Origin of the sequence: Leucobacter ruminantium (assembly GCF_017565705.1) — a bacterium.
GTDB lineage: Bacteria > Actinomycetota > Actinomycetes > Actinomycetales > Microbacteriaceae > Leucobacter > Leucobacter ruminantium.
The window spans coordinates 1-15,048 of record NZ_JAGDYL010000011.1 but is presented as its reverse complement, the minus strand read 5'-3'; the positions used below and the strand labels follow the sequence as shown (position 1 = coordinate 15,048).

The window sequence follows — 15,048 nt, the reverse complement described above, 5'->3', positions numbered from 1 at the left end:
TCGCCTATCATCGCAACAGTGTGCGCGCCAGACGCGCGCATCTGTACCGAGCAAGGGAGCTTCGCATGTCCACCCCAACCGCGCAGGCACCGGCGCACTCGCATCGGCGAGCGCTCAAATCCGGATTCGCCGCTGCCGTCGGCACCACCGTCGAGTGGTACGACTTCTACGTCTACGCCACGGCCGCCGCCATCGTCTTCCCGCAGGTGTTCTTCCCCGAACTCGACCGCGGTCTCGGCACTCTCGCCTCCTTCGGCACCTATGCCGTCGCCTTCTTCGCCCGGCCCCTGGGCGGCATCATCTTCGGTCACGTCGGCGACAAGCTCGGCCGCAAGCCGGCGCTCACGATCACGCTCATCATGATGGGCGTGGCCACCGTGCTCGTCGGCTGCCTGCCCGGCTACGCCACGATGGGCATCGCCGCGCCGATCCTGCTGATCGTGCTCAGGCTCGTGCAGGGCCTCGCCGTCGGCGGCGAGTGGGGCGGCGCGAGCCTCATGGCCGTCGAGAGCGCGCCCCCGAAGTTCAAGGTCTTCTACGGCGGCTTCACCCAGCTCGGCAATCCGCTCGGCGCGCTGCTCTCCTCCGGCGCGTTCTGGATCCTTGCGGCGATGGGCGACGACGTGCTCATGAGCTGGGGCTGGCGCATCCCCTTCCTCGCCAGCATCGTGCTCATCGGCGTCGGTTTCTGGGTGCGCTACCGCGTCGAGGAGACGCCCGTCTTCGAGGAGAAGATCGGCGGCCACGAGCAGTCGACGCCCGTGCTCTTCGCCCTCAAGAACAACTGGTGGCCCATCCTCCTCGGTTTCGGCATGGTGGCGATCGCCTCGGGCGGCTATTACCTGGCGACCTCCTACGTGCAGAGCTACGCGACGAGCCCCGAGGTGGGCCTGAACGCGGCCACCATCCTCGGCGCGATGACGGTCGCCTCCTTCTTCGAGACTCTCGTCACCCTCCCGCTCGCCTGGCTCGGCGACAAGTGGGGAGGCAAGATGCTCATGTACCTGGGGGTCGGCCTCTCCTTCGTCCTGTCGATCCCGCTCATCCTCTCCATCGAGGGCCACAACGTGGCGCTGATCTACGTGCTCGTCTCCGCGATCCGCATCACCATGAGCGCGACGTGGGCGCCGCTCTCGGCACTCATGGCTCAGCTGTTCCGTCCGCAGGCGCGCTACACCTCGATGTCGCTCGCGTACGGCATCGGCGCCGCGGTCTGGGGCGGCCTGTCGCCCGTCATCGCCGCTGGCCTCTTCGCGGCCACAGGCAACATCTGGGCCGTGATCGGGCTCTTCGCCTTCCTGTCGCTCGTCGCCTGGGTCTCCACGGCTCTCGCACCGCAGCACTCCGACGCGGCGCCCGTGACCGCGTCGTTGAAGGCGCGTCCCGTCGACACGACGACGATCGCTCAGCCCGAGGGCCGATAGCTCCGATCCGCACGGATGCGCCGAGCCCGGCGGGAGCTTCCCGCCGGGCTCGGCGCATCCGGTGCCGGAGACACACCCAGAGATTCACCACAGAGAGGACGACGATGACGGAACTGACGGCAGAGGCCAAGGAGACCGCTCGGGCGTGGATCGACGACCACCTCGAGCAGCTCACCGAGTGGCACACGCACATCTGGGAGCTCGCCGAACCGGCCTGGCGCGAGTACCGCTCGCAGCGCTGGTACGTGGAGCGCCTGCGTGCCGAGGGCTTCGAGGTGGAGGACGGCTCGGCGGGCATGCCGACGGCCTTCAGCGCGCGCTGGAGCAACGGCGAAGGACCGGCGGTGCTCACCTACGCCGAGTACGACGCGGTGCCGGGCAACAGCCAGGCGGCGGCCACCTCCGAGACCCCGCGCGAGGGCCTCACGAGATTCGCGCCCGGGCACACCGACCCCCACTCCGTGCTCGGAATCTCCACGCTCGCGGGTCTGCTCGGCACGAAGCACGCGATGGAGCGGCACGGGATCCCGGGCACGCTGCTCTACACCGGCGAACCCGCCGAGAAGATGCACGGTTCGAAGGTGGTGCACGGCCTGCGCGGCTACTACGACGAGGCCGACGCCATCGTGTCGTTCCACCCCTTCTACATGCTGCCGCTGTGCAACACGGCTCGGTGGGACACCCAGTGCGGCGCTTACTACAGCAAGGTGTACTCCTTCGTCTGCGACCACCCCGAGACCTGGCAGCTGTCGAGCGCAGACCCCAACTCGCCGATCCCCGCCTCGCATTCCGCTGCCAGGGCGCCCGGCGCGAACGTGTCGCTCATGCAGATGTACACCGCATCGCGCACCATGCTCGACTCGATGCTGCCTGCGACGGGCGGGTGGAGCTTCTCGGACGCCATCCTCACCGACGGCCAGGCCACCGCCGACAACCTGCCGCAGCGCGTCGCACGCATCCAGTTCTCCTGGCGCACCCCCGATATCGAGATGGCGGAGCACATCCTCGCGGTGCTCGACCGCAACGCGCAGGCGGCCGCGGTCGTGGGGCACTGCGAGCTCGAGGAGCGCTGGGTCGCGCGCAGCCGTCCCGGTCGCACGAACCACGCGATGAGCGAGGTGCTCTACGCCAACCTCGAGGAGGTCGGGGCCCCGCAGTACGGCCCCGAGGCGATCGAGGTCGCGCAGGAGATCCAGCGCTCGCTCGGCCTCGAACCGAGCGAGCGGCCCTTCCTCGCCGAGACGGAGCAGCTCATCGCTCCGCAGGAGGCGGAGCGCCTGCTGCGCGAGCACATGCCGGCCTGGCAGCGCAACTGGACGAGCGACGATTACGTCGAGATGTCGCACTACGCGCCGCTCGTGCGCTTCTACGTCTCGCGTCCGGCCCTGCAGCCAGCGCAGGATCAGGGTCCCTACCCGGCGTGGGTGATGAACGCGCTCGGCGGGATCCCCGCGACCATCGCGCCGACCATCGTCACGGCGGGCAAGACGGTCGCGGGCACCTTCCTCGACCTGCTCACCCGACCGGAGACGCTGCGGCGCGCCACCGAGGAGTTCGAGGCTCGCGTCGCCGCCGAGCCCATGCCCGCGCTCCTGCCGAGCGACTTCGAGGCGCCGATCGACTTGCCCTGGCCCGACTACTCGGGTGAGGGCGAGCACCGGCACTGGTGAGGGACGCGCGGCCGCCTGCACCGCCCTTCGAAGGCGATGCAGTCGGCCGCCCGGACACTCGCTCAGGTCGCCGCTCGAGTGCCTGCCCGGACACTCGAGCGGCGACCTCCGGCGCCTACCGCCGGGCGTAGCGCTCCGACGCGCGAGCGAGGCGGGTCATCCCCTCGCGGATCCGCTCCGGCGACTCCAGGGAGAACGAGAACCTCAGCTCCCGCTCGCCTTGACCGTCCGCGTAGAACCCCGACCCGGGGATGAAGACGACGCCCTCCTCCGCGGCGAGCGCGAAGAGCTCGTCAGCAGAGGCTCCCTCGGGGAGCGTCGCCCAGACGAAGAAGCCGCCGCTCGGCCGCGTCCACGTGCTGCCCGCGGGCAGGGCCGAGGGGAGCGCTTCGAGCAGCGCCTCGGCCCGCTCGCGGTAGCGGACGATGGCGCGGTCGAGGTGGCCCGACCAGTCGAAGTCGCGCAGGTACGTCAGCGCCAGGTGCTGGCTGAGAGTCGACGCGTGGATGGTCGTGCTCTCGGAGAGCAGCTGCAGCCGATCCCTCACCTCCCGCGGAGCCAGCACCCAGCCGATGCGGATGCCCGGGGAGAAGATCTTGCTCAGCGAGCCGAGGTAGATGACCGAGGGATCCGCCGCGCGGATGGCGGGGACGGTCTCGCCCTCGAAGCGGACGAGGCCGTAGGGATCGTCCTCGACGAGCACGATGCCCGCCTCGCGGCAGATCTCGGCGATACGGGGACGGCGATCTGCGGCGAGCGTGATGCCCGACGGATTGTTGAAGTTCGGGATCGTGTAGAGCAGCTTCACGCGCTTGCCAGCGGCGCGGAGCTCGGCGATGCGGGCTTCGAGCGCGTCCGGCACGATGCCGTCCGCATCGCACGGCACGTGCGACACCTCGGCCTCGAGCCCCATGAAGGTGCTGATCGCGCCCACGTAGCTCGGCCCTTCGGCGAGCACCACGTCTCCCGGGTCGCAGTACATGGCGGTGATGAGTTCGAGGGCCATCTGCGAGCCCGCGGTGACCAGGAGGTCGGCCGGGTCGGCCTCGATGCCGGCGCGCGCCATGACGCGCGTCAGCTCGGTCCGCAGCTCGTCGATGCCGGCGCCCGTGCTGTACTGCAGCACCTCCGTGCCGTGTTCGCGGATGAGTGCGGAAGCGGCGTCGCCGAGGGCGTCGAGCGGGAGGCCCGCGAGGTCGGGGTTGCCTCCCGCGAGCGAGATCATGCCCGGCTCCATGGAGACGTCCCACACGGAGCGGACGGGGGAGGGGCGGAAGTGCTTCTCGCGCTGTGCGAATGCGGGATGGGTCATGGGTTGCTCCTGGTCGGAATGGCTGTATCGGGGTGAAGAGTCGGAGATGGTGATCCTGGCCTGGCCTGGCCTGGCCTGGCCCGGCCCGGTCTGGCGCCGGTGCTCGGTTCGGTCGCTCGCGCCTATTGCGCGCGCAGGAACTCGCGGAGGATCATCGACCCGGTGCGGAGAGCCTCCACCGGAACCCGCTCGTCGATGCCGTGGAAGCTGCCGGGGAAGTCGAAGGCCTCCGGGAGGCGGAGCGGCGCGAAGCCGTAGCAGGTGATGCCGAGCCGGCTCAGCGACTTGGCGTCGGTCGCACCGCCCGTGGTGAAGGGGAGGGTCGTGGCCCCCGGATCGACGGCCTCTACAGCGCGTCGCATATCGGCCACGAGCGGCGCGTCGAACGGGGCGGAGACGCTGGGGCCGGTCTCCCACTCGACGTCGATGCCCGGGCCGACGAGCTCCGCGAACACGCGCCGGAACTCGTCGTCGCGGCCGGGCGCGATGCGGCAGTCGACGGTGGCGACCGCCTCGCCCGGAACGGTGTTGGTCTTGCTCCCGGCGCGCAGCTGCGTCGGAGCCGAGGTCGTCTGGAACGCGTTCGAGAACATCGCCGCGACGGGGCCGAGGGGCGCGAGCGCCTCTTCGAGGTTCTCCGGGTCGAGCTCTCGCCCCAGCAGCCGCTCGAGCGCGCCGAGCACGCTCGTCGCGGTGCGGTCGAGCGAGACGGGCCACTCGTGGGTCGCGATCCGCGCGAGAGCCGCAACGAGGCGGGCCACCGCGTTCTCGCGGTTGGGCACCATCGAGCCGTGACCCTCGGTGCCGCGCGCTCGCAGCGTGGCCCAGGCGATCCCTTTCTCGGCGATACCGATCGTGTAGGCGCGACCGCGCGGCACGGTCACGGAGAAGCCTCCGACCTCGCCGATCGCCTCGCTCACACCCGCGAAGACCTCCGGGTGCTCATCGACGAGGTAGCCCATGCCGTAGGATCCCTCGACCTCCTCGTCGGCGACGAAGGCCAGCACGATGTCGCGCTTCGGGCGGTGCCCCTCACGATCGAGCTGACGCACGGCTGCGACCAGCATGCCGATCATGTCCTTCATGTCGACAGCCCCGCGCCCCCAGACGCAGCCGTCCCGGATCTCGCCGGCGAAGGGATCGACGCTCCACCTGGCGGGGTCGGCGGGCACGACGTCGGTGTGGGCGTGGACCAGCAGTGCCGGGAGTTCGGGCTGCCGACCCGGGATGCGCACGACGAGATTCGCCCTGCCGGGGGCGCGCTCGAAGCGCGTTCCCGGGTGGGCTGCGAGCCAGCTCTCGATGAGGCTCGCGCAGCGGCTCTCGCCGTCGCCGGTGGTGGCGGGGTCGCCCGTGTTGGTGCTGTCGATGCGGATGAGCTCCGCGCAGAACCGCACCGCCTCGTCCTGCATCGGCGTCAGTGCTCCGTCGGTCATCGGGCGTCCTCTCTCGTCAGGGGCCGTTGGGGCGCGCGGTTCTGCGGCGAGGGTTCCCCAGACGCTTCCCGATCCCTCGCCTCGGTCGAGGCGCGACCCCTCGTCGTCTCGTGATCCCTCGTCGCCTCGCGATCACTCTTCTCGCGGTCGCCCGGGTCGAGATCGCCGGGGTCGAGATCTCGCGGCTCGAGTGAGAGCAGATCGGCCGCGATCCGAAGCAGGCTGCGGCGCATGTCGGCGGCACCCGTGCCGTAGAAACCGCCGAGCGCATGCATCGCAAGACCGTCGGTCACGGCGATGAGGTGGGCGGCCGTGCGCTCGGGTTCGATATCGCGAGGGATCCGACCCGCCTCTCTCGCAGCGGCGATCGTGTCGACGAACATTGCGCGCCAGACCTCGAGCGTGCGGGTGACGGTCGCGCGAATCTCGGGGTGCTTGGGCGACGCGATGTACGCCTGGAGCCAGAAGCCCCAGGCGTCGGTGAGCGTCTCCTCGCCCTCGACGGCGAAGGAGAGGAGGCTGCCGAGCGCGCGAACGGGGTCGGGGGAGGCCGAGCGCAGACGCGACCACTCGGCGAGCGCCTGTTCGCTGCGGTGCTCGATGCTCGCCAGCACGAGGGCGTCGCGGGTCTGGAAGTGGTGCTGGATCATGCCGATGCTGCAGCCTGCCTCGCGGGCGACGGCGGTGAGCGAGCAGCCGTCGACCCCCTCCCGCGCGACGATCCGGGAGGCGCGCTCGAGCAGGCGCGCGCGGAGTGCGGCGATGGCCTCGTCGCTGACTGCGTGCGTGCGCCGTCTCGGGGGAGTCATACGGCCTCCTGGAGTCGTGGTGTCTGTGCGTGCTCGGGGTGCGTGCGTGAAGTTTGTTCGTGTTCGTGGCGCGTGCGCGGTGCTCCGACGTTCGTGCGGGGAGCCGGCTCGATTCCTCATCTTAAATAATAAGCACTTATTGAAATGCGCGCGAGTGAGAATCTGCGCCTGTCGCGTGCCTGCCGCCGGCGCGACACGCCAGGGATTCGGGGGAAATCGGGCCCGATTTGCGCGGGGGCGCGAATCCGTCGTAGTATTTCATCTCGGTAGCAAGCGGGAAATCGCTTCGGCCCCATCGTTTAGCGGCCTAGGACACCGCCCTTTCACGGCGGCAGCACGGGTTCGAATCCCGTTGGGGTCACTGAACACCGAATACAATTGAATACACCATGGCCCTGTGGCGCAGTTGGTTAGCGCGCCGCCCTGTCACGGCGGAGGTCGCGGGTTCAAGTCCCGTCAGGGTCGCCAGATGAAGAACCCTTCTACGGAAGGGTTTCTTCGTCTCTGGCGATCGCCATGAAAGTGATTGCCTGGCTCTGTAGCTCAGTTGGTAGAGCGTTCGACTGAAAATCGAAAGGTCACCGGATCGATGCCGGTCGGAGCCACGTAGCGGCTATTACACCGTTACTGAACCCTCACGAGGCTTCTACTCGTGGGGGTTCGCTTATTTTCCCTGGTCAGCCGGTGATTCCGTGCCGCTCTCGCGGAGTCCCGCTCCGCTCCGCCGTCATCCTGCGCGCAGTCGCAGGATCCCATCAGCGGGCTACAGGCTGAGTCCGCCGTGACCTTGGGCCATTCTTGGGCCATTTCCGTGGCCTGTGATACTGAACGGATCGGCGAACGCCGTGTTCTTGGAAGCGCGGCCGGGCTTCTTCGCTGCGGTTGTCTTCTTGCTGCTCTTCTTCTGCTTCGGCTTGTCCGGCTCGAAGAGCCCATCGAGTACAGACCCCGCTCGCCGCGCGACGCCTTCGCGGGCACGTGAGTAGCGTTCGGTGACTTGGAGGCTGGAGTGCCCGAGCACTGCCTGCACGTCTGGAGCGGATGCGCCCGCGTCGAAAAGGATCGTGGCGAAGGTGTGCCGGAGATCATGTACGCGCAGGTCGGGGCGGCGAAGCTCTTTCTTGATCTTCTCCCAATCGACCGCGCGGCGGAAGTTCCGCGCGGTGAGCCTGCCACCGTTCGGCCCAGCCCACAACAGATCGTCTGGCTCCTTGCCCTTGACCGCCTCGATGACGAACGTGCGGAGTTGCTTCGTGATCGGCGCTTCTCGCTCCTTGCGGCTCTTTGGGGTCTGCTCGATCAGCTCGCCATTCTTGCCGGGGGAGAAGCTGCGGCTGATACGGAGGATGCCGTGCTTCAAGTCAGCATCGCGCACCCGCTGCGCGGTCGCCTCGCCCGCTCGCATACCCGTGAAGACCAGCGCCGCCGCGTAACGGCGATAGACGCCCGGCTCGATGAGTTCGAGCAGCTTCTTGATCTGCTGCACCGTGAGTGCGCGCGAGGTCGGAGACGAGGAGGTGTCTTGACTCGGGCGCTTCACCTCGCGAGCCGGGTTGTAGTCGATGATCCTTGCCCGGCGTGCCCCGTCGAGCAAGCGGCTGAGCACTGCGAGGGAATCGACCTTGATCGATGGCGACCCGACCCAGGACACCATCGCCGATTCGATGAGCGGTGACGTGATCTCTTCGAGCTTCTTGTCACCGAGCGTCGGCTGCACCCGCTTGCGCCACGACACATCATAGCCGCGTGCTGTGCCGACTCGCACCGATGCAGCGACGGCAGGCCAGTAGCGCTCGTGCCATTGGGTGAGCGTCATGCCCGCGTTCGGGTTGCGGCCAGCAATCTCTTTCGCCAGTTCGCGCTTCGCTTCTACGAGCGTGAGGAACATGCGCGAGCGATGCTGCTTGTTCCCTGCCAGATCAGTGACCGTTAGGCGAATCTGATAGCGGTTACGATCTGCCCGCCAACGTATCCCCTCGGGCAGTGGTCGACCTGTCTTCGGATCGATGCGCCACGGGGAAGTAGTCACGGTCGGCCAGCCATTAGCGTCTCGTTCCGCCGACTTCGAGGAACTCGTCGATGGTGTCTGCCCGCCAGAGCTTGTGCTTGCCAACCTCAGCGTCTGGTTCGGGGATCAGCCCGTCGCGGCGAAGCTTGTCGAACGTCGGCAAGGGCACCCGGCACCGGGCGGCAGCCTCGGCACGCGTGAGGTAGTCCGTCTGCGTCGTCGCCTCGGTCATGCCCTTTCCTTTCGCCGTGGTGGATGAACGCGGTCAATATCTAGCGTTCTTGCGAGTACCTGATATTGAAACACAAACAAGACGTAATCGCAACTACATGAGATAAGTGTGTCTGTTCGCTAGACTGATGCACATGGCACTTCCAACGCCCCGCCCCTGGGATCAGGCCGCAGACGGTCTGCTCACCCAGGACGACCTGCCCGCAGGCTGGCACCTCGCCGCGAGATTCCCCGGCGAGCGTGCCGACGATGCCAGCGACGAGATAGACCGCATACTCGGCTACGACGACCAGGCCAGTGGCGGCGATGCCGACTCGGAACAGAACGAAACCGTAGATGGGCGCTGGCGCTATATCGAGCACGAGGGCACTCACACCCGAGTCATGATTCGATTGCAGCGACAACTCTATGCCACCCCAGAAGAGGTGCGGATCACTGGCGTGATCTATCTGCCGTGGAGACCGGGCGACCCCATCACGAGCCACCTATTGCGCGAGCTGCCAACTGCGAAGATCGAGGCTGCGATCAACAAGCGCCTGTTCGCGATGAAGCGCGTTGCGACCGTGACTGGCAACAAGATCGTTCTCCCGAGTGGCAGAAAGGTCAGCGAACGCGAATTGTTGAAGCCTCTCGGCAACCCGAAGCAGGTGCCAGACTTCTACGAGCTTGTAGCGTTACAGCACAGCAAGCTCTCCGGCCAGGGCGATGAGAACCCCTCAGCAACGATGGCTGATATCAACGGTGTCGCGCTCAGTACCGCACAGGGCTGGGTGGCTAGGGCCCGCAGCCGTGGGTTGCTCCCGCCGGGCCGCAGAGGACGAGCCGGGTAGGTGACCAAGGGTCGATATGGTCAAAGCATGATGGCAGCGAACTGGTGGAATATCGATAGCGCTCCCACCGCAGCGGAATGGCAGGCGATGTGGATGTTTGCCACGCTATTAGTTGCTGTAGCTGCCGCGTGGGTTGCGCTTCACCAGTTAAGGCAAATGCGAGAGGCAAATGAGAATGCCGCGCGCGCTGCTGAGTCATCCGCTGCTGCGGTGAGGGAAAGCGTACGGCCGTATGTCGAGGTGTCGTTAGGTCTGAAGGTGCTTGCCGCCGGTGACCCCACGCAAGACAACGGAGGTAAAGTCGCATTCATATTGGTGCGTAACACGGGTCGCACACCTGCTCGGCGGATACGCATGATCTCGACACCAGAATTTGAGAATAGCGGGGAAGGGAGGTCACCTGGGCCAGACCCTGTGCTTGCGGCACTCCGCAAGGCATTCTCAGGTGACGACGAGATCTCGATGCTGGCGCCAGGCAATGAGTTGCGCTACGTATTGGATCGAACCGAAGCGATTATGGCCCCAGGTGCCAAAGTGCCCACTAGGTACGAAATAATGGTTTCCTACACGGATGGCAACGGTGACCCGTTCGAAGACGAGTTTGTGATCGACGTTGACCCCTGGCGATGGAGCGAAGCAGCCCCCGAAGCAATTGACGTAATTGCTCGACAGATGCGCCGCCTCAACCAAAAACGAGAGGACTGAGAGTCGCCTTCAAGGGGCGAAGCCAAGGCTGCTACCGTTGTAAAAGCCGACCACCGGATTGCCTGTTCTGACAGAAGCACTGAGGAGGTTGCGCAGTTCAAGGAATCCGTATCCCGCATCAAGCAGGTGCCGTTCGGAGTCACCTTTCGCGCGGTCGAACACCGCTTGTAGCTCGATGAGGGCGGAAGCTGCGAGCTCGGGTTCTGCAATAATGACGGCAGAATCGAATTGGGAACCGCGCTCGAGTACTTCGGTGACTGCTGGAACTTGGCCTGCATCGAGCGCTTCCTTGATGACACCGATACCGGGTTTCTCGGCCCACCAAATCAGGCAGATTTCGCGCATGCCTTCGTGTGTGCAAGCCTTGGATTCCCACCACTGCCAGAGAGCCTCGTCCTCGGTGGCCTCCATGCCGTAGAGCCCTGCGGGTTTGATCTGGCCGAAGCGATCATAGTCGAGTAGTTTCGGGTCAACAGGTGGCTGAGAAGTTAGGCCGTCACGGTAACAACGGCAGGCGACGAAGGCTTCGTGCTCGCTCATTCTCCATCACCCACGAACCAGAGTTAGTGTGACAGTCGCAATACCAGTGACAGCCGCAACGACAGTCGCCCAGCCGAAGAATTTATTCCAGTTCGCGGTGTTCTTATTTGAAGCGTTTCCTTCCTGAACTGCCGATACGAGCTGCCCAAGGTGGGTGACCATCTGCGGAAAGTACCTCGTAACCTCTTCGCGAATTTCATCTGCTTGTTCTTCATTTGCTTCTTCAATTTCAGAAGCGGTCAGCTCCGGCAGATCGGGTGCGGCGTAGTCCAGCAGCGCCGGAGCATGTCGCGCACCTGACGAGCGTGCGGGTGGTGCAGGTCGAGACGGAACTGCGCGACCGCATCACCGCCCGCATACCTGACCGTGAGCCGGAGCATGCTGACGTGCGCAAGCACTCGGCCGCACTCGGGCAGCGCCTCGACGCTGGCCAGCTCGACGCGGCTGCAGCGGTCGCCTCGCACGATCCGTTGGTGATCGTGGAGGGCGCAGCGGGCGCGGGCAAGACCACGATGCTCGCCACCGCGATCCGCGCCGCTGAGCAGCGCGGCGGCTGGGTACGGGTGGTTGCGCCGACCAAGCGTGCCGCCGAGGTCGCGCACCAGGAACTCGGCGTGCCCGCCGAATCGGTCGCCGCCCTCGTTCAGGCGCACGGGTGGCGGTGGAACACTGACGGCGTATGGACACGCCTTGCTGTAGGCGACAGCGAGCCCGCGACCGGCGCAACCTACACTGGTCCACCGCGCGACGCGCAGTTGCGTCGTGGTGAGCGGATCGTCGTGGACGAGGCCGGGATGCTCGACCAAGACACCGCACTCGCCCTGTTCACCGTCGCAGCGGAGACGGGCGCAACGCTCGCGCTGGTCGGGGATCGCGCGCAACTGCCCGCAGTCGGCAGAGGCGGCGTATTGGACATGTCCGCGCAACTCCGGGGCCTTACATTCGACATGGCCGAGGTACACCGCTTCACAGACCCGACCTACGCAGAAGTCACCGTGCAGATGCGCGACCGCCGCAACCCCGCCCAGGTGTTCGACCGGCTACGCGAACTCGGGCTGATCCGGCTCCACGCCGATGCCGACGAGCTGCGCGAAGACCTCGCCACCAGCAGACACGACGGCGACGCCGTCACCGTCGCATCGAATGACGAGGCGGCCCGGCTGAATGATCGCATCCGAGACGAACGCACCCGCGCAGGCGTCGTCGACGACACCACCACAGCGAGCGGCAGCGACGGTCTGAGCATCGGGCGCGGTGACCTGATCCAGACCCGCAAGAACAGCACCGACCTGGGCGTGGCGAACCGGCAACAGTGGATCGTCCAACAAGTCGAGCAGGACGGCTCGCTGTGGGTGCGCGACGCGCACAGTAACCGTAAACGCGAACACTCGATCCACCTACCTGCCGAGTATGTGCGCGAGCACGCCCATCTTGCCTATGCCGCGACTGCTTACGGGGTGCAGGGCGTGACCGTGCCCGCCTCGCACACCGTCCTCACTGAGAGCATGGGCGGCGCGGCGGTGTACGTCGGTATGACCCGAGGCCGCGAGATAAATACCCTGCATGTTGTCGCTGACGATATGGCCGACGCACGGGCACAGTTCATCGAAGCGATGGAACGTGACCGGGCAGATCGCGGCCTTGCAGATGCGACCGAGCGCGCAGCCGAGGCGGTGCGCGGCCTCGTGAGCGACGGTCCCGTGAAGCTCGTAAGTGATGAGGTTGCCCGTCTCTTGCGCGAGGCCGAGCGCGCCGAACGAAAGGCCGAGAAGTGGGAGCAACTTGCGGAAGGCCTCAACCAGCAGCGCACCAGCCACAAGGCGCAGGACGAGAAGAACGCCGAGACGATCCGCGCCGCCGAGACTCGCGCAGCCCAGGCCCGCGCCGAGGTCGTCGCGGAGTTGGTGCCGCAGGCCGTCGAGGACGGCGGAACCTACCTTGCCGCAGTCGCCGCCGAGAGCACCGCATTGGATCGGCTGGCAACGTCGCGCAGGTTCGCGCGACGCAGAGCACGGCAGGAGCACCAGGCTACAACCGAGCACACCCGCGCGGCACGCGAGCAAGTGCGCGACACCTGGGGAATGCCACCGCGCCACGGCGACAGCCTCACCGGCTGGGCGACCATCGCCGCCGAGCGGCGTGCCGAGGACGACCCGCGCGTGCTCGATGCCGCCCGCACTCTCGCTTCTGCACGGACGGAGCTGGCGGCGCTCAAGGATCGGCACGACCGCGAACGCCTCACGCTACTCGCGCAAGAGCTGGGAGCCGAACGGGTGCGCCGTGACCCGATACGTGCCAGGTTCATCCGCCCCGAGCGTGAAGCCCGTGACGCGCACGCACAGGCGACGGAGACCCACCGCGAAGTCGAGAGACTACGGGCCCTGCCGCCCAGGGAAGCCGCCGCACTGATTGAAGCGAAGCGTGCAGCGGCGGAACAGGCGCGAGAACTCGTTGCAGACCGAGTGCGACGGTTGCGCGGCGCAACCAACCGAGAACCTTCGAGCGCGCAGTCTCGACGCGATGATCCTGGTCTCGGGCTGTAATCAGTGCTCAGTCGAGACTATCGAGGATCAGAGCCTCGTAGTCGCTTCCACCGTAGTAGACGCCATGAATCTCGACCTCATTGTCGGTGACTAGGAACGCGATCATCGCTCGTCGACGGAACCCGATCACTCGCATTCCGGGCGTTAGGTCATCCCGAGCACGGCCCCGGAGGGGGAAGTCTGCCAGATCGTCGCAATAGTCATAGATCGAGAGTACGAATCGCTGTGCGATTTCCGGCCCAGCCTCACCTGCGATCCAATCGTAGATCGCGCGTAACTGTCTATGGGCACGTGGTGAGTAGACGACCTGATGCGTCACGAGGAGCTGTCTGCAAGGCGCTCGGCATGCCAGCGGGAGAGCTCGGCGCGCATCTCCTCTGAGCTGATGGCCCGCGAGGGATCGGCGCGCAGCTCTTCGACGGAGGCGATGACCTCTGTGCGCAGCCAGTTCTCGACCGCTTCGTCGCGCGCGAACAGTGCGCGCAAGCCATCGCGCACGACCTCGCTCTCGCTGGCGTATGCGCCGGACGCGACGCGCTCTTTGAGGGCGTCCGCCATGCTGTTGGGGAGAGTGATGCTGAGCTGCTTCGTGGTGCGCATGATCGGGCCTCGCTTTCGATATGACTCAATCCTATCCAAGAGTATCCAAGCCTGCCGATAATCTTCCCCGAATTCGGGGGCGAGGTCGCACTTTCAGCCGGTCTGATTATGGCGCCGAGCAAGCCCAGTGCGGGAAGCCAGCCAGGTAGTGTGTTCGCGGCTGATTGCTTCCTCTGCATCCGCGACCACCATTGACCAACTTGACTCGTCAACTCCACGCAACTTATCTGCTTGGATGGCTAGTTCTTTTGCGGCGACGGAATATGCGGAAGCTAGAGGGGAGTACTGCTTAACTGCGACCCATGCAGCACCGGCTGCAATAGCGGCACCGAGGAGGCCTGCAAGATCCACTGGCCAGTCGCCGATTAGTCGCCCGAGCGCCAACGTGACCGCGAGAATTTCGGTCAGAATTAGTATCACGCGCCATGTATAGGAGCGATTTCTGTTGAACTGAGATTTCTTGGCGTACCATTCCTGCTGATCCTTCGTGCGTCCCTCAATATACGAAGTCCGGCGCGTCGTGAATGGCTGAATGCGTAGTTGATTCATGGCTTGTGTAACAACCAGATTCTCACCCCCGAAAGCAACTCGATCTGAGAGCTCATTTGTCACGGAATCTATTCGTTGGCGTAATGCGTCACCAGCCTCGCGCTCGGTGAGGGTTTGAGGGAACGGATCGGCGCAAACTGAGTAGCGCCAGGCCAAGGTCTTTACTGACTCAGCAACTGCTCGGCCGTCATACCAGGCACGCTCCGGTTGAAAAGTCCAAGAGAGTATTTCGCTCACTAGTGCCAGGGAGAAGCCGGCAAGGATGGGTCTGATGTAGGAACAGGTGACAGTTCCAGTTAGGCCGCGAGGGCCAGGTCTTCGTTCATGATGGTCTCGAACTCGATGGGCGTCAAACGGCCCAGGCGGGCCTGACGACGCCGGCGGTGATACG

General features: G+C 65.9%; 14 protein-coding genes and 3 tRNA genes. 8 read left to right on the top strand and 9 right to left on the bottom strand.

Going from position 1 to position 15,048, the window contains the following annotated elements:
* Window positions 1-65 precede the first annotated feature (65 nt).
* Together J4H91_RS08115 and J4H91_RS08110 are read left to right on the top strand one after the other, a co-directional pair.
* Complete coding sequence (locus J4H91_RS08115) at window positions 66-1,424, top strand: MFS transporter (protein ID WP_208045760.1); 1,359 nt, start codon at window positions 66-68, stop codon at window positions 1,422-1,424.
* Between the two features lie 104 nt (window positions 1,425-1,528).
* A complete protein-coding gene (locus J4H91_RS08110) occupies window positions 1,529-3,094 on the top strand; it encodes a zinc-binding metallopeptidase family protein (RefSeq protein ID WP_208045759.1) in 1,566 nt (521 codons plus the stop codon).
* 115 nt (window positions 3,095-3,209) lie between these two features.
* Here J4H91_RS08110 and J4H91_RS08105 read toward each other — a convergent pair whose 3' ends face one another.
* The 3 genes from J4H91_RS08105 to J4H91_RS08095 all read right to left on the bottom strand — a co-directional run bounded on the left by J4H91_RS08105 (window position 3,210) and on the right by J4H91_RS08095 (window position 6,651).
* Window positions 3,210-4,406: an aminotransferase-like domain-containing protein gene (locus J4H91_RS08105; protein ID WP_243752790.1), complete on the bottom strand. Its 1,197-nt coding sequence runs from the start codon at window positions 4,404-4,406 to the stop codon at window positions 3,210-3,212.
* A gap of 122 nt (window positions 4,407-4,528) precedes the next feature.
* Window positions 4,529-5,842 carry a M20/M25/M40 family metallo-hydrolase gene (locus J4H91_RS08100; protein WP_208045758.1) on the bottom strand — a complete coding sequence of 438 codons (1,314 nt, stop codon included), beginning with the start codon at window positions 5,840-5,842 and terminating at the stop codon, window positions 4,529-4,531.
* Entirely contained in the window at window positions 5,839-6,651 is an 813-nt protein-coding gene (locus tag J4H91_RS08095; RefSeq protein ID WP_208045757.1) for a TetR/AcrR family transcriptional regulator, read from the bottom strand. Before J4H91_RS08095 ends, J4H91_RS08100 begins: the two co-directional genes overlap by 4 nt.
* Window positions 6,652-6,939: 288 nt before the next feature.
* On the opposite strand from J4H91_RS08095, the gene J4H91_RS08090 reads away from it, so the two are divergent.
* The 3 genes from J4H91_RS08090 to J4H91_RS08080 all read left to right on the top strand — a co-directional run bounded on the left by J4H91_RS08090 (window position 6,940) and on the right by J4H91_RS08080 (window position 7,256).
* Window positions 6,940-7,012, top strand: a tRNA-Glu gene (locus J4H91_RS08090).
* A gap of 30 nt (window positions 7,013-7,042) precedes the next feature.
* A tRNA-Asp gene (locus J4H91_RS08085) sits at window positions 7,043-7,119 on the top strand.
* A gap of 64 nt (window positions 7,120-7,183) precedes the next feature.
* A tRNA-Phe gene (locus J4H91_RS08080) sits at window positions 7,184-7,256 on the top strand.
* 158 nt (window positions 7,257-7,414) lie between these two features.
* Here J4H91_RS08080 and J4H91_RS08075 read toward each other — a convergent pair.
* The gene (locus J4H91_RS08075) at window positions 7,415-8,539 is read right to left on the bottom strand and encodes a tyrosine-type recombinase/integrase (RefSeq protein ID WP_208045756.1); all 1,125 of its coding nucleotides are present in this window, start codon (window positions 8,537-8,539) and stop codon (window positions 7,415-7,417) included.
* A 154-nt stretch (window positions 8,540-8,693) separates the two neighbouring features.
* A complete protein-coding gene (locus J4H91_RS08070; protein ID WP_208045755.1) occupies window positions 8,694-8,891 on the bottom strand; it encodes a MerR family transcriptional regulator in 198 nt (65 codons plus the stop codon).
* 133 nt (window positions 8,892-9,024) lie between these two features.
* Between J4H91_RS08070 and J4H91_RS08065 the strand changes: the two genes are divergently transcribed.
* Window positions 9,025-9,720, top strand: coding sequence for a hypothetical protein (locus J4H91_RS08065; RefSeq protein ID WP_208045754.1), 696 nt, complete (start codon window positions 9,025-9,027; stop codon window positions 9,718-9,720).
* A gap of 27 nt (window positions 9,721-9,747) precedes the next feature.
* Entirely contained in the window at window positions 9,748-10,425 is a 678-nt protein-coding gene (locus J4H91_RS08060) for a hypothetical protein (RefSeq protein WP_208045753.1), read from the top strand.
* A 9-nt stretch (window positions 10,426-10,434) separates the two neighbouring features.
* Here J4H91_RS08060 and J4H91_RS08055 read toward each other — a convergent pair whose 3' ends face one another.
* Entirely contained in the window at window positions 10,435-10,965 is a 531-nt protein-coding gene (locus J4H91_RS08055; protein WP_208045752.1) for a hypothetical protein, read from the bottom strand.
* Window positions 10,966-11,276: 311 nt separating this feature from the next.
* On the opposite strand from J4H91_RS08055, the gene J4H91_RS08050 reads away from it, so the two are divergent.
* Window positions 11,277-13,508 (top strand): AAA family ATPase, encoded by a 2,232-nt coding sequence (locus J4H91_RS08050; protein WP_341783482.1) that lies wholly within the window; start codon window positions 11,277-11,279, stop codon window positions 13,506-13,508.
* A 7-nt stretch (window positions 13,509-13,515) separates the two neighbouring features.
* Here the strand turns inward: J4H91_RS08050 and J4H91_RS15790 are convergent, their stop codons facing one another.
* From J4H91_RS15790 to J4H91_RS08035, 3 genes are all read right to left on the bottom strand, one after another.
* Window positions 13,516-13,827, bottom strand: coding sequence for a type II toxin-antitoxin system RelE/ParE family toxin (locus J4H91_RS15790; protein WP_208045751.1), 312 nt, complete (start codon window positions 13,825-13,827; stop codon window positions 13,516-13,518).
* Window positions 13,824-14,108 carry a ribbon-helix-helix domain-containing protein gene (locus J4H91_RS08040; protein WP_200130811.1) on the bottom strand — a complete coding sequence of 95 codons (285 nt, stop codon included), beginning with the start codon at window positions 14,106-14,108 and terminating at the stop codon, window positions 13,824-13,826. The genes J4H91_RS15790 and J4H91_RS08040 overlap by 4 nt, the downstream gene beginning before the upstream one ends.
* Window positions 14,109-14,201: 93 nt before the next feature.
* On the bottom strand, window positions 14,202-14,921 hold the full coding sequence (locus tag J4H91_RS08035) for a DUF4231 domain-containing protein (protein ID WP_341783484.1): 720 nt from the start codon (window positions 14,919-14,921) through the stop codon (window positions 14,202-14,204).
* Window positions 14,922-15,048: the final 127 nt, after the last annotated feature.

Coding starts and splice junctions, on each gene's coding strand:
- J4H91_RS08115 (WP_208045760.1), top strand. CDS start 66: ATGTCCACCCCAACCGCGCAGGCACCGGCGCACTCGCATCGGCGAGCG.
- J4H91_RS08110 (WP_208045759.1), top strand. CDS start 1,529: ATGACGGAACTGACGGCAGAGGCCAAGGAGACCGCTCGGGCGTGGATC.
- J4H91_RS08105 (WP_243752790.1), bottom strand. CDS start 4,406: ATGACCCATCCCGCATTCGCACAGCGCGAGAAGCACTTCCGCCCCTCC.
- J4H91_RS08100 (WP_208045758.1), bottom strand. CDS start 5,842: ATGACCGACGGAGCACTGACGCCGATGCAGGACGAGGCGGTGCGGTTC.
- J4H91_RS08095 (WP_208045757.1), bottom strand. CDS start 6,651: ATGACTCCCCCGAGACGGCGCACGCACGCAGTCAGCGACGAGGCCATC.
- J4H91_RS08075 (WP_208045756.1), bottom strand. CDS start 8,539: ATGTTCCTCACGCTCGTAGAAGCGAAGCGCGAACTGGCGAAAGAGATT.
- J4H91_RS08070 (WP_208045755.1), bottom strand. CDS start 8,891: ATGACCGAGGCGACGACGCAGACGGACTACCTCACGCGTGCCGAGGCT.
- J4H91_RS08065 (WP_208045754.1), top strand. CDS start 9,025: ATGGCACTTCCAACGCCCCGCCCCTGGGATCAGGCCGCAGACGGTCTG.
- J4H91_RS08060 (WP_208045753.1), top strand. CDS start 9,748: ATGATGGCAGCGAACTGGTGGAATATCGATAGCGCTCCCACCGCAGCG.
- J4H91_RS08055 (WP_208045752.1), bottom strand. CDS start 10,965: ATGAGCGAGCACGAAGCCTTCGTCGCCTGCCGTTGTTACCGTGACGGC.
- J4H91_RS08040 (WP_200130811.1), bottom strand. CDS start 14,108: ATGCGCACCACGAAGCAGCTCAGCATCACTCTCCCCAACAGCATGGCG.